Source organism: Elusimicrobiota bacterium, assembly GCA_016182905.1.
Taxonomy (GTDB): domain Bacteria; phylum Elusimicrobiota; class Elusimicrobia; order UBA1565; family UBA9628; genus GWA2-66-18.
In genome coordinates this window covers 39,008-52,893 of the sequence record JACPFR010000045.1, presented here as the reverse complement: position 1 = coordinate 52,893, position 13,886 = coordinate 39,008, and the positions used below count along the sequence as shown (strand labels likewise).

The window sequence follows — 13,886 nt, the reverse complement described above, 5'->3', positions numbered from 1 at the left end:
GCCTCCGCGCGCGCGGCGGCGGGCGCCGGCGCGGCGGGCGCGGAGCGCGCGGGACGGGGCCGCCGGCCGGCGGCGAAGCGGAGGCGGTTCGCCACGTAGAACTCCGCCGCGTCCAGCGGCGCGGGCACCGTGAGCCGGCGCCGGTCCATGGCGCGCAGGCGCTCGGCGATCCTCTCCAGGTTCTTGAGCGCCTTCGGCCGCGGCCGGAGCTCGGCCAGGCAGCGCTCCCGGGCTTCCGCCTCGCGGAAGGCGGGGTCGCGCGGCACGACGCCGACGACGGAGGTCCCGATCCGGCGCGCGAAGCGCTCGATCATCCTCACGTCGGCGCCGGGGTCGCGGAGGTTGGCGATCAGGCCGCAGAGCCCGACGCCGTTGCCCGCGTAGTTGCGGACCGCGTGCGCGATGTTGTTGGCGGCGTACAGCGACATCGCCTCCTCGCTGACGACGATGACGACCTTCTCGCCGAACCCCAGGCGCAGCGGCGAGGCGAAGCCTCCGCAGACCACGTCCCCGAGCACGTCGAACGCCACGACGTCGTACCCGCCCCGCTCGATGATCCGGTCCCGGTGCAGGACCTCGATCATCTTGCTGATGCCGCGGCCCGCGCAGCCGACGCCCGGCTCCGGCCCGCCCGCCTCGACGCAGTCGAGCCCGAGCCGGCTGCGCATCAGGAACTCCGCGGCCGGGGCGACGCCGAGGTCCTCGCCCCGCGGGGTCAGGACGGTCCGGGCCTGCGGGCGCTCCACCAGGAGCGCGGTCGAATCGCGCTTGGGGTCGCAGCCGACGTGGAGGACCTTGAGCCCCGAGCGCGCGTAGATCGCGCTGAGGTTCGAGGAGATGGTCGACTTTCCGCTGCCCCCTTTGCCGAAGAAGACCAGTTTTTCCGGCGTGCGGGGGATCATTTCGCTCCGTTCATGGGGCTGAGCGGCTTTGAACGCAACGGTCCGGCCACCGGGGCGGGCGAATCCGGCTCCGGCGGCCGCGCGCGGCACGAAACGGCGGGTGCGGCCGTAGTGTTGCGTATGACTGGAATCCATCCATGAAGCGGACATCCCGACCCCTCCGGAAACCCGCGCCGCCGCTTGGAGAGCCGACGGACCGCCGCCGGCTCGTGGGGCGCCTCAGCCGCCTCGGCCTCCGGGCTCCGGACCCCTTTCACGGCGCGGTGATCGGCGAGGTCTACCTGATGCTCACGATGGCCTGCAACCTGCGCTGCCAGGCCTGCTCCCTCTGGGGCGCGGGCGGGGCCTGCCACGACGGGAGGTACTACGCCGGCATCTCCAAGCCCGCGCCGCTGCCGCGGATGCGCGCCTTCATCGACGAGCTGGCGGCGTTCCGGCCGGAGTACGTGAACTTCGCGGGCGGCGAGCCGCTGCTGAGCCCTCACTGGCGGGAGCTCGCCCGGCGCGCCCGGGACCGCGGCCTGCGCACCATCCTGACGACGAACGGCGTGCTCCTGGACCGCTTCGCCGCGGAGGTCGCGGACAGCTTCGACCAGGTGAACATCTCGATCGCGTGCCCGCCGGCCATGAGCAAGGAGCTGCGCGGGGGGGCGGCCGGGCACTACCGGGTCATGATGCGGGGCCTCAAGCGCCTGGCGGGGCTGCGCGACCGCGCTCCGGGGCGCAAGCCGATCCTGCGCCTGATGTGCGAGGTGTTCGACTCCAACGGCGGCCATCTCATCTCGCTCATCGACCATCTCAAGGACGAGGGAGTGGAGTTCGACGAGATCTACTTCATGCACCTGATCTTCAACCGGCCGGAGGTGCTGGCGGCGCAGAAGCGGGTCTTCGAGAGCGAGTTCGGGCTGCCGGTCGGGCTCTGGAACGGCTACGGCTACCGTCCTCACGCCATGGATTACGCGGCCCTCGACGCCGCGCTGGGAAGGCTGCGCGCCTCGCTGCCTCACGCCCGCTTCAACATCGACCTGCGCGGGGCGAAGGCGCTGCGCGACTACTACGAGGGGCGCCGCGAGGGCCTCGGCGCGCCCTTCTGCGACGGCCCCTGGCGGCAGGTCAACGTCTTCCCGAACGGCCAAGTGTGGGTGTGCCCCGACTACGTCCTGGGCGACCTGAAGGAGGGCTCCTTCGCGGCCGTCTGGGACGGGCCGAAGGCCCGGGCCCTGCGCCGCCGCGTCTTCTCGAACATCTTCCCGTCGTGCCGCGGCTGCTTCTCGTTCTACGAGAAGGAGCAGCCGGTGGGGCCCGCGTGAGGCACGCGTCGGCCGGCCCGCGGGCGACGGCGGCCGTGGCGGAGCTCCTCGGCCTCGCGGCGAAGGGCCTGAGCCTGGAGGGGCTGTGCGTGGAGGACGGCGCGCGCGCGCGCCTGCGGCTGCGCAAGGGGGACAAGCGCCTGGAGTACGGCGGGGAGAAGCTGGGCCCGCTCCGCCTCGCGCGCGTGCTGGAGCTCGTCGCCGCCGACCCGGAGACCTTCGTCGAGGAGCTGGAGGCCGGGGACGCCGGCGACCGGATCAAGGTCCCCTACGTCGCCGGCCCCATGGGGCTGCTCGAGGCGGGCTGGCGGAACTTCTTCGCCGACCAGGACTTCGAGATCCTGATGGAGGCGCCCGAGCCCACGCCGAACAAGACCGTCACCGTCGAGTACGCCGACCTCGAGTGCTTCTGCGCGCGGCCGGACATCAGCTTCAGCCAGTGGAGCTTCCTCGACTGGCCGGACGAGTCCGTGGACCTCGGCGAGGCGGGCGAGGACGCGTTCGTCGCCGTCGAGCTCGAGGAGAAGGACATGGTGATGGGCACCGGCGAGAAGGCCGACGAGCTCGTCTCCGAGGTGCGCCGCCTGGCCGAGGCGGGCAACTACATGGTCGTCACCCACCTGTGCACGCCGATCGTGATGGGGGAGGACTTCCAGGCGCTGGCCAAGCGCTGCGAGAAGGAGGTCGGGGGGACCTCGGTGAGCTGGAGCCAGAAGGACCGCGACCGCGGCGACAACTTCGGCGAGCACTTCCGCGAGCTGATCGCCCGGCCCGGCTTCCTCGACGGCCCCGGGGACGCCGCGTGCGTCAACCTGTTCCACTTCCCGACGGCGTTCCGCGAGGACGAGCTGCGTCCGCTGCTGGAGGAGATGGGGCTGACGGTCGGCGTCAGCGTCTTCCCCGTCGTGGACTTCCCCTCGCTGGAGGACCTCTCGCGAGCGCGCTGGCAGGTGTTCTGCGAGAAGCCCGCCTACGCGGACCGGACCCTGGAGTTCCTGAAGGGCTCGAGCCGGCCGGTGGTGACGGCGCGCGCCCCCTACGGCGTCGAGGGGACGCGCGAGTGCCTGCGGAGCATCGCGGCCGCCGCGGGCAGGGAGCGCGAGTTCGAGGCCGTCTGGTCCGCGCGGCTCGCCGCGTTCATGCCGTCGTGGGAGGCGCGCCGCAAGGAGGCCGCGGCCGCGCGCCTCGCCTTCGCCGTCTCGGAGGCGACTTTGCCGCGCCTGCTCGCGCCGCGCTACGGGCACGGGGCGCCGCTGGCGGGCATGATCCGTGAGATGGGCTTCGGCGTCGATCTCCTGTATTTCGACCGGCACGGGACCGCGCCGGCGCTCCCGCCGGGATTGCGCGGCGCGGGCGTGCGGACCTTCGCGTCGCCGTCCGAGCTGGAGGCCGCGCTGCGCGAGGGGGAGTTCCGCGCCGTCTACTCCGACATCTTCTTCGACTGGCGCGTCAGCGCCGCGGGGAAGTCCCGGTTCTCGAGCCGCGATTTCGAGATGGGCCTGGAGGGCGCGAGCCGGACCATGGACCGCCTGCTCAACGCGTGCCGGCTCCCGTTCTACCGGCGCTACGGGACCAGGCTCGCCAAGGCGGCCCGGAGGGTGAATGTCTAGCCCGGGCGTCCGGTTCAACCTTCCCTTCCTCCACGGCCTGTACGCGGCCTTCAACGCCATCCCCGACGCGTATTTCCTGGGCGACGGCCCGAGCTGCGTGTTCGCCAAGGCCGAGCACATCCACGGCCGCCACGACCTGTTCTCCACTTTGCTCTCGTGCGGCAGCGACCACCGCATCCAGTACACGGGCGTCAACGTGTTCAACATCGCGGGGAGCTTCGAGGCGGAGATCGCCAAGGGGCTCGAGCGCATCGCCGGCTGGCCGAGCTCCGGCGTCATCTTCACGGGCGCGATGCCGATGTGCGCCATCGCCGGCACCGACTACGAGCGCATCCTGCGCGACGCGCTCGCCGGCTGCGGCAAGCCCGCGTTCCTCATCCCGCGGCGCTCGGCCGTGTCCGGGGATTGGCTCGACGGCTACGCGGGCGGGCTCGAGGTCATCGCGTCGGGCATCGACCTGTCGGGGGCGAAGCCGGACAGGAACGGCGCGGCCGTCGTGGGCTACCTGATGGACCGCAACGAGGGCGATCATCAGGGCAACGTGCGCGAGCTCGAGCGCATCCTGCGCGCGCTCGGCGTCGAGCCCGTCTCCACCTGGCTCTCGGGCCGCCCCTACGAGCATCTGCGCGAGGTCCGCAAGGCGGGCGCGATCGTCTCGCTCCCGTACGGCCGCGAGGCCGCGAGGGTCCTGGCCCGGCGCCTGGGCGTCAAGCTCGTCGAGGCCGAGCTCCCGTTCGGGCTGGAGGGCAGCCGCCGCTTCGTCGAGCTCCTCGGCCGCGAGCTCGGCCGCGAGGCCGAGGCGCGGAGGTTCGTCGACGCGGAGCTCGACGCGGTCGTCCCGCGCCTGGAGTGGAGCGTCCCGCACGCGTTCGCCGACCGCCGCTTCGCGTTCGCGGGCGACCCGCACTACGCCGAGGCCTTCGCCGACATGATCGAGGAGGTGGGGGGACGCCTCGTCGCGACCGTCGTCATGGGCCGCCCCGGCCATCTCAGCGCGGAGCGCCGGCGCGCGCTGGAGGCCCGTCCCGGCACGGTGTTCGAGCCGGACCGCGCCAAGCTGCGGCGCCTGTTCGGGGCGACGACGCGCTGGAAGGTGGACCTGCTCGTCTGCAACAGCCGCAGCCTCAAGTACCTCAACCCGAAGATTCCCTGGCTCGAGTTCGGCTTCCCGTCCGAGTTCACGCATTTCCTCGACGACGCGCCTTTCCTGGGGTTCAAGGGCGCGCTGGGCTTCCTCTCGCGCGCGGCCAACGAGGTCGTCAAGGGCCTGCGCACGAAGGCGGGGGCGGCGTGAGCGAACCGCGGGCCTTGCTGTCGGAGGGGCGCCTCGCGGATTGCGCGCGCGAGCTCGCGCGGGCGATCGCCGGGCCGGCGCGGCCGGAGAACACGTTCGTCGGCTCGGTGCAGGCCCTGCTCGCCGGGCGAGGGTGGACCCTGGCCGTCGCGTCGCCCCGCGGCCGCGTGGTGCTCGCGGTCCGGCGCGCGCGCCGCGTCGTCGCGGCGTACGTCCTCGAGTACCGCGGCGGGAAGGCGTCGGTGCCCGCGCTGTTCCACCTGCGCCGCCTGCCGGGCACGCGGACGGCTCTGGAGGACGAGGCGGCCCTCGGCGAGCTGTCCTCGGCGCTGTGCCTGCTCTTCGAGTCCCTGCGCGGCCGGGGCGAAGGGCCTCCGGGCGCGCGCGCCGAGACGCACGAGGCGGGTCGCGAGGGCCTCGAGCGGATCCTGCGCGTCACCTCGGCCTGCAACCACCGCTGCCCGTTCTGCTTCGTGCCCGTCCGCGCCGGCGGGGCCGGCGGGGCCGAGCTCGAGCGCGAGCTCGACGGCCTGGCCCGCGACCTCGGCCCGGGCGGGACCTTGGTGCTGTCCGGCGGCGAGCCCACCGTGGATCCGCGGCTGATGGAGATCATCGCCTCGGCGCGCCGTCGCGGCCTGAGGCGCTTCGTGCTGCAGACCAACGGGGCGGCCCTCGCCCGCCCCGGCTACCTGGAGAGCCTCCTCGCCCTCGGGGTGGAGGGCTTCGACGTCTCCTTCCACGCGCACACGCCCGCCCTCCACGCCCGCGTCACCGGCAGCCGCGCGACCTTCCCCAAGGTCGTCGAGGGGCTGGGGCGCCTCCTGGAGTCGGGCCGCGCCCGGGTGACGGCGTGCGTGCTGGTCAACGCGGAGAACTATCGCGCGCTGCCCGGGCTGGTGGGCTTCCTGGGCCGGCTGGCGCGCGCGCGCCTCCGGAAGGGGGCGGGCCGCCTCGAGGTCGCCTTCTCGTTCCTGAACGGGGCCGGGATGAACGCCGCGCCGGCGATGGCCGTCGACCTGGAGAAGGCCGCGCCCTATCTGCGCCGGGCGCTGGCGCGCGGCCTCGAGGAGGGCCTCGTGCTCCAGCGGTTCACGGGCGAGACCGCCATGCCGCCCTGCCTCGTCGCCGATCCGGCGGCGTACGCGGGCGACGTCGAGTTCTCCCGGGAGCGGGTGCGCTACGCGGAGGATTTCTCCGGGGAGACCGGCGACGTCGGCCGCGCCAAGCGCCCCGGCTGCCGGAAGTGCGCGTACGATGCCCGCTGCATGGGCGTGCCGGCGGAGTACGCCCGGCGGTTCGGCCTGGGGGCCCTGGCATGCCCGGCGCGGTGAGGCCCTTGCGCCTGGACCTGCTCGTGACGCGGGCCTGTCCCATGGCCTGCGTGTACTGCCACATGGATCACGGGGGGGGCGCGATGAGCCGCAGCGCGTGGCGCCGGGCCGTCGAGCTCCTGCTCCGGGAGGAAGGGCCGCTGGAGCTCCAGCTCATGGGCGGCGAGCCGCTCGTCGAGTACGGGCTCGTGCGCGAGATCCTGGCGCACGCGGCCGCGGCCGCCGCCCGGAAGCGCAAGGACCTGAGCCTGGGGATCACCACCAACGGGCTGCTCCTCACCGCCGCGCGCGTCCGCGAGCTCGGGCGGCTCGGCGCCCGCGTGATGCTGAGCTTCGACGGCGGCGAGGACGTGCAGACCGCGCAGCGCGGGGCGGGCCGCGGCCTCTGGCCGGTCCTCGAGCGCAACCTCGCGGCGCTGGCCCGCTCCGGCCGGCCCTTCTTCGTCAACGTCGTCGCGACCCCCGGCTCCGCCGGCCGGCTGTCGCGGAGCGTGGCCTTCCTGCTCGGGAAAGGCGTGCGCGCCTTCCAGATCAGCTACGCCCTCGGCGTCTTCTGGGACGAGCCGTCGCTGGCGGCCCTCGAGCGGGAGCTGCGGCGCGCCTACCGCCTGGCCGACGCGGCGTCCCCGCCGGCGGAGGTGTTCAACCGCCGCAACGACGCCGAGCCCGTGCTGCTGAGCCCCCAGCACGTCGTCGACACCGACGGGCGCCTGTACGTCGGCACCTCGGTCGTGCTCGAGCGCCTGTGGCCGGGGCTCCACGGCTCGTTCCTGATCGGCCCGGTGAGCGGGCTGAAGCGCCTTCCCGGGCGGAGCGTCGGGCCGCGGGATCAGCTGCGCCGCCTGCGCGCCGCCGACGTCGACGGCGCGGCGCGCCGGGACATGCTCAACAATCTGGCGGTCGGAAAACGGATGCGGGAGTTCTGGCGGCGCGAGGTCCTCGTCGCGCCGGGCTCGGATCACCGCACGGGAGGTCCTTGATGTCCTTCACGGCGCAGGTCCCGCACCTTCTGGCGGGCGGACGGTCCACGACGGCCGTCGCCAAGCTCCTGGGGCTGACGGCGGCCGCCGACGGCTGGACGATCCGCTCCCTGTGCGGCGTCGGCGCGACGAACGTGCGCGTCGGCCTGAGCAAGGGCGGTCTGCGCCTGGCCTTCTACCTCCTGCCCAAGGGCGCGCCGAGCGCCGCCGCCGAGACCGCCGGCCTGTCGATCGCGGCCGAGGGCGACCCCGGCCCGGCCATGAAGCGCCTGATCGCGGCGCTGGCCGCGCGGCTCGGGAAGCGGACCCTGGAGGACGTCCTGACGATCATCTCGGAGGATCCGGACACCTTCGTCGAGATGACGCCGGGCGGCGATTCGACGAGCGCGCTGCGCGTGCCCATCGCGGCGGGACCGATCAACCTGCTCGAGGCGGGCTGGCGGAACTTCTTCGCCGACCAGGACTACGAGGTCCTGCTCGGCTACCCCGAGCTGAAGATGAACAGGACGATCTACGCGCGCTACTCCGACCGCGAATGCCTCTACTCCTGGTCCGGCAACGATCCGCGCAAGTGGTCCTTCTTCGCGTACCCGGTCCGCGTGCCGTCCGACAGCTTCGGGGCGACGGTGTTCCGCACCGGGATCGTGATGGAGCTCGAGGAGCGGGACATGGTCCTGGGGGCGGTCGAGAAGGCCGACGCCCTCGTCGAGTCGGTGGCCAAGGCGTCGGCCGGGGCCGACGCCGACTACGTCGTCTTCAACCACTTCTGCACCTCGATCGTCATGGGCGAGGACTCCGGGTCCATCACGCGCCGCATCGAGGAGGCCAGCGGCCTGAAGACGGTGTGCTGGAGCCACGGCGACCGCGACCAGCTGAACAACTTCGGCGAGCACTTCAAGGCGCTGTTCGCCGCGCCGGGCTACTGGGACGTCCCGGCCGCGAGGAACGCCGTCAATCTGTTCCATTTCCCGACGGACTACCGCGACGCGGAGCTGGTCCCGATGCTGGAGGAGATGGGCGTGGAGGTCAACACGCGCCTGTTCCCGGACGTGGACTTCCCGTCGATGGAGCGGATCCCGCGCGCCGCGGCGCACGTCTTCGGCGCGGCGACCTCGTACCAGTCCAAGCTGCCGGAGCTCCTGGCCGGCGGGGAGCGGCCGGTCCTGACCGTGCGGGCCCCGTACGGCCTCGAGGACACGGGCGAGTGCCTGCGCGCCGTCGCGAGGGCCGCGGGACGCGAGGAGGCGTTCGAGGCCGTCTGGAAGGGCAAGCTCGCCGCCGTGAAGCCCGAATGGGAGGAGCTGACCGCGCGGGCGAGGGACTTCCGTCTGGCGTTCGTCGTGTCGGAGACGACCTTGCCGATGCTCTGGGAGCTGCGGCACGGCCAGGGCGCGCCGATGATGCGCATGATCGAGGAGATGGGATTCGGCGTCGACGTCCTCTGCTACGACCCGCACAACGAGGGCCCGGAGGCCGCGCGGGACTCCCGCTGCGCGCGGCTGACGCCCTTCCGGACCCCGGCGGAGCTGACGCGGCTGCTGCGCGAGGGGGAGTTCCGGGCCGTGTACTCGGACATCTTCTTCGACTGGCGGGTGAGCGCGGCGGGCAAGGCGCGGTTCTCCAGCAAGGACTTCGAGATGGGCCTCGAGGGCGCCGTGCGCTCCCTGCGCCGGCTGCTCGCGGTATGCCGCCTGCCGTTCTACGAGCGATACGGCGAGCACCTGGCCCGCGTCGCCGGGAGGCCGTCCCGATGACCGCCAAGGCTCCGGGCGTGAGGCTCAACCCCCCGTATCTCCACGGCGCGTTCCTGGCCTTGAACGCGATCTCCGACGCCTATTTCCTCGGCGACGGTCCCGACTGCATCCGGGCCAAGGGCGAGCAGATCCACGGGCGCCACGACCTCTTCTCGACCTTGATGTCCTGCCAGGGCGAGCACCGCGTCCATTACACGGGGCTGAGCGTCTTCAACATCGCCGGCAACCTCGAGGGCGAGATCGCCGCCGGCCTCGAGCGCATCGCCCGGCGGCCCGCGTGCGGCGCGGTCTTCATGGGCTCGGTGCCGATGTGCACGATCGCGGGCACCGACTACGCCCGCATCGTCAGGCAGGTCTTCGCGGGGGGCTTCAAGCCCGCCTTCGTCGTGCCTCCGCAGATCGGCCTGGCGGGAGACTGGCTCGACGGATATAACGCGGTCCTCGAGGCGATGGCCAAGGACATGGACCTCTCGCCGGCCGAGCCCCGCCCGGAGAACGTGGCCGTGGTCGGCTACATGATGGGGCGCAACGAGGGCGACCACCGGGGCAACGTCCGCGAGATCGAGCGGATCCTCCGCGCCCTGCGGCTGGAGCCCGTCTCCACCTGGCTGTCCGGCGGCGGCTACGAGAGCCTGCGCGACGCGCGCCGGGCCGGCGCCGTCGTCTCCTTCGGGCACGGGCGCAAGGCGGCGGCGATACTCGCCCGGAGGCTGGGGGTCCGGCTCGTCGAGGCGGAGCTCCCGTTCGGCCTGGCCGCGACGAGGCGCTTCGTCGAGTCGCTCGGCCGCGAGTTCGGCCGGGAGGCGGAGGCCGCGGCCTTCGTCCGCGCGGAGCTGGACGCGGTCGCGCCGGCGCTCGAGTGGTCCGTGCCCCACGCCTTCCTGGGCCGCCGCTTCGCCTACGTCAGCGACCCGCACTACGCCGCGCCGTTCGCCGAGATGATCGAGGAGCTGGGCGGGGAGATCGCGGGGATGATCCTGCTGGGCGGGGAGCGGCACCTGCCGCAGGCCGAGCGGGCCGCGCTGTCGGCGCGCCCCCGGACCGTGTTCGAGCCGATGCAGAACGACCTCCAGCGGGACTGGCTCGGCCTCAAGCGCCGGGACGCCGACGTCCTCGTGGCGACGACGATGGCCGTCGAGTTCCTCCGGCCGGAGACGTCCTGGCTCGAGTTCGGCTACCCGTCCGACTACACCCACTTCCTGAAGGACGAGCCCTTCCTGGGGTTCCGCGGGGCGCTGGGGTTCTGCTCGCGGCTGGCCAACGAGGTGACCAAGGGCTTCTGCCTGGATTGGATGACCCCGCGGGAGCGGCGGTCCGGAGCGCGCTGACCGGCGGCATGAGGCTCCTCCTGCTCGAGTTCTTCCGCGGGGCTCTCCGGCGCAACGAGAGCAGCCTGTTCTTCCCGTTCCTCCAGGGTCTGGCCCGCGAGCGCGGCGGCGAGACGCTCTGGCTCTGCTACGGCGGCGGCATGAAGCACCGCGGCGGAGCGCCCGTCGGGCGCGCGCTCCACGCCGACCTGCCCGCGGAGGACCTCCGCTCGCTCGCCCGCCGCGCCGCCCGGTTCCGTCCCACGCACGTCGTGAGCAACGACGCGCTGAGCCTCGGGGCGCGGGATCTGCTGGCCGCGCTCGCCCGGCCGCCCGAGCTGCTCGTCATGCCGACGCTCGGGGAGCTGCCCGGCGGCGCCCCCGGCGAGCAGCACGAGGACTTCGCCCGCTGCGGCTGGTTCCTCGACTGGCTCGGCCGCCCGGACCCCGCGGCCGCGCGGCGCTACCTCGTCGAGGAAGCCGTCCCCGACTACTCGGCCGTGCTCGCCAACGCGGCGGCGCGCGCCGCCGCGCCGCAGATCACTTTCGTCAGCGGGACGATGTGCGCCTACCGTCGGACGTTGGAGGACAACCCCCATTACCACGGCCTGGACCTCGGGGCCGCGAAGCACCGGGGCTGCGCCTTCTGCGACTGCGCCCTCATGCCGCCCCTCACCGCTCCGCCGACGGGGATCATGCCTCTGCTCGAGACCCAGCTCCGCAGGACGCTGGAGACGGCGGGGCGGAGCGGCCGGGACAAGGGACGCTACGAGTTCTTCGACATCCGCGCGTTCTGGCGCTTCGACGAGCTCTTCGCGCTCGTGCTGCGGCTGAAGCTGCCCCCGTCGGTCTTCCTCTTCAATCCCCGGATCGACGACGTCCTCCGCCGGCGCGCCCGCATCGAGCGGGTCCTGCCGGCGCTGGCGAAGGCCGGGCACGAGGTGCGCCTGCTGAGCATGGGCGTCGAGAACTTCTCGGAGAGCGAGAACGCGCGCTTCAACAAGCGGATCAGCCTGGAGCAGGTCGACGAGTTCCTCGCGCTGGCGAAGAATTGGGGGAACGCCTACCCCGGCGTCTTCCGGCCCTTCAAGGACGGGAACGCGGCGGTCGAGCTCGGGTTCATCCTGTTCACCCCCTGGACGACGCTCGCGGACGTCCGCCTCAACCTGGAGCTCGCGGCCGCCCGGGGCTTCCCCGAGTGCGGCTACTGGCTGTACTCGATCCTCCTCCTCGAGGAGAGCTCGCCCATCTTCCGCCTGGCGGAGAAGGAGGGCGGCGTGCTGGCCGGCGAGTTCCCGGACCCGGGCCAGTACTACGGGTTCTTCAAGAACGAGGGGGAGCTCACCGGGGTGCGGGCGTGGCGCTTCAAGGACGAGAGGGTCGCCGCGTATTTCGCCCTGCTGGTGCGCGTCTGCGCCGCCGAGCGCGACGGCGACGCCTGCGCCCATTTCCGCGGAGACCCCCTGTTCGACCTGGCCGCCCGCCTGTACCGCGAGGCGAACGCCGATCCCGACCTCCCGGTCAGGCCGCTGCGGATCGCGCTCTCCCTGCTCGAGGTGATGGAGGCCGCGCGGGCGCCCTTCGCGCGGGAGATGCTCCTCCAGGACGCCGTCTCCCGCGCGTCGATCGCCGCGGCCGAGAAGCGCCGGAGCGCCCCCGGTTCCCCGGAGGCCGCGGCGGACGCCCCGCGGAGCCAGCTCGGGCGGGACGGCCTCGCCTACTTCAAGAGCCTGATCGGCGGTCCTCCCGGGGGCTGGGAGCTCGAGACCTCGTCGTTGACGCCCGGCGGGGTCAAGTTCTCGCTCGTCCGGGGCCCGCGGAGGCTGGAGTTCGACGTCGCGCCGCAGGGACGGGGCAAGCCCGGCGCGCGCCTGCGCTCGTCCCGGGGCGAGCCGTCGGGCGAGGACGCCGGGCTCGCGGCGACGATCGCCGCGGGCCTCGCCGCGACGACCTTCGACGCGATCGTCGCGCGCCTGCGCCGCGACGACCTGCTCTTCTCCGATCCGGACGGCAGCCGGATCCCGTCGCGGCTGGAGCGCTACTACCGCGTCGTCGACCACTCGCGGGATTTCTGGAAGTTCGTCTATCCCCAATGGCGCTGCCTGGAGGAGAAGGTGAACCTCGGCTCGCATTGGGCCCGCATCAACTACGCGACGCTCGAGTGCCGCCTGGCGAACCCCGAGCCCGGGGCTCCGTCGCTGCGCTTCTTCGCCGGCGAGCGCCCGGAGGCGGGCGAGGACGGCTGCGCTGACATCGAGACGCAGGTCACCGAGGCGGACGTCGTCGGCGGGCGCACGCAGGAGCGCCTCGGCCGCGCGCTCGAGGAGACGGCTCGCCGCGAGGCGCCGGCCTACATCCATCTCAACACCACCTGCCTCCCGGAGCTGATCGGCGACACCCCCGTGCCCTTCATGCGCCGCATCGAGACCGAGCTGGGCGTGCCCGTGTTCTGGACCTCGAAGACCCGGCCGGGCGGGCCGGTCTACTCGTCCTGGGTCGAGCGCCTCCTGGACGCGAGCCGGCCGGCCGCCCGCCCCGACCCGCGGGCGGTCCTGCTCGCCGGCGTTCCCTCGCCCGAGGCGCGGGCGCAGGCCGAGGAGCTGTGCGGCGCGCTCGGCCTGCGCGTGGTCGGGACCCTCTTCCCCGACCTGGACTTCCGCCGGGCGCCCGAGATGGGCTCGGCGAGCGCGGTCGTGTGGCTCGACCCGGTGGGCTGGGAGACGATCCCGGACTCGCCCTTCCTCCGCCGCGGCCTCGCCGTGGTCCGCACCCATCCGCCTTACGGGCTCGACGGCTCGCGCGCCTGGCTCGGCCGGGTCGCCTCGGTCCTGGGCCTGCAGGGGGAGGAGGACGCCTTCGACCGGGTCTTGGCGGCGCGCGCGGCCAAGCTCGAGGCGCTGAGGGCGGAGTGCCGCCGGCGTACCGCGGCCCTGATCGGGGACGAGGCCGATCTCGAGCTCCTCGTCGCGCGGCGGGGCGCCCTCGGCTTCGCTCCGGCGGAGCTGCTCGGCGAGCTCGGCTTCAACGTGCTCTGCCTGGCCTTCCGCCCCGGCGGCACGGCGGACGCGGCGGGCGCGCGGCGGCCGCGCAAGGGTCACGGCGCCGGGACGATCGAGACGGCGCCGTTCTCGACGCGCGCCCAGCTCGAGCGCGCTCTCGCGAGGCGAGCCGACCTCGCCTTCACCCATTTCAATCACGACCCGCGCCTCGAGGCCCTCGGCCTGCCGGGCTTCACCGAAGCCGCGTTCGAGCCCGGCCTCGACGGCCTGCTGGCCTCGGGCGGCCGCCTGCTGATGAAATGCCGGGCTCGGCCGTTCCCCCGGCATCGCGCCTTCCTTTCGGGGAGCGGCATTCTCAGCGACGGCACAGATTAGAATGGCCCGGCCCCACGGCGAGCG

Annotated in this window: 9 protein-coding genes; 8 read left to right on the top strand and 1 reads right to left on the bottom strand. The window is 73.3% G+C overall.

Annotation, left to right across the window (positions count from 1 at the left end; all coding sequences use genetic code 11):
- Positions 1 to 902 (bottom strand): AAA family ATPase (locus tag HYV14_14340; GenBank protein ID MBI2387167.1); only part of this gene is annotated, 902 nt, incomplete at its 3' end.
- A gap of 137 nt (positions 903 to 1,039) precedes the next feature.
- Between HYV14_14340 and HYV14_14335 the strand changes: the two genes are divergently transcribed.
- The 8 genes from HYV14_14335 to HYV14_14300 are packed head-to-tail and all read left to right on the top strand — an operon-like array spanning position 1,040 to position 13,862.
- Positions 1,040 to 2,212 carry a radical SAM protein gene (locus HYV14_14335; protein MBI2387166.1) on the top strand — a complete coding sequence of 391 codons (1,173 nt, stop codon included), beginning with the start codon at positions 1,040 to 1,042 and terminating at the stop codon, positions 2,210 to 2,212.
- Positions 2,209 to 3,822 (top strand): hypothetical protein, encoded by a 1,614-nt coding sequence (locus HYV14_14330; GenBank protein ID MBI2387165.1) that lies wholly within the window; start codon positions 2,209 to 2,211, stop codon positions 3,820 to 3,822. Before HYV14_14335 ends, HYV14_14330 begins: the two co-directional genes overlap by 4 nt.
- On the top strand, positions 3,815 to 5,116 hold the full coding sequence (locus HYV14_14325; GenBank protein MBI2387164.1) for a hypothetical protein: 1,302 nt from the start codon (positions 3,815 to 3,817) through the stop codon (positions 5,114 to 5,116). The genes HYV14_14330 and HYV14_14325 overlap by 8 nt, the downstream gene beginning before the upstream one ends.
- Positions 5,113 to 6,447 carry a radical SAM protein gene (locus HYV14_14320; protein MBI2387163.1) on the top strand — a complete coding sequence of 445 codons (1,335 nt, stop codon included), beginning with the start codon at positions 5,113 to 5,115 and terminating at the stop codon, positions 6,445 to 6,447. The genes HYV14_14325 and HYV14_14320 overlap by 4 nt, the downstream gene beginning before the upstream one ends.
- On the top strand, positions 6,432 to 7,427 hold the full coding sequence (locus HYV14_14315; protein MBI2387162.1) for a radical SAM protein: 996 nt from the start codon (positions 6,432 to 6,434) through the stop codon (positions 7,425 to 7,427). Before HYV14_14320 ends, HYV14_14315 begins: the two co-directional genes overlap by 16 nt.
- The gene (locus HYV14_14310) at positions 7,427 to 9,181 is read left to right on the top strand and encodes a hypothetical protein (protein MBI2387161.1); all 1,755 of its coding nucleotides are present in this window, start codon (positions 7,427 to 7,429) and stop codon (positions 9,179 to 9,181) included. The genes HYV14_14315 and HYV14_14310 overlap by 1 nt, the downstream gene beginning before the upstream one ends.
- Entirely contained in the window at positions 9,178 to 10,509 is a 1,332-nt protein-coding gene (locus HYV14_14305) for a hypothetical protein (GenBank protein MBI2387160.1), read from the top strand. Before HYV14_14310 ends, HYV14_14305 begins: the two co-directional genes overlap by 4 nt.
- Positions 10,510 to 10,517: 8 nt before the next feature.
- Positions 10,518 to 13,862, top strand: coding sequence for a hypothetical protein (locus HYV14_14300; GenBank protein MBI2387159.1), 3,345 nt, complete (start codon positions 10,518 to 10,520; stop codon positions 13,860 to 13,862).
- Positions 13,863 to 13,886 lie beyond the last annotated feature (24 nt).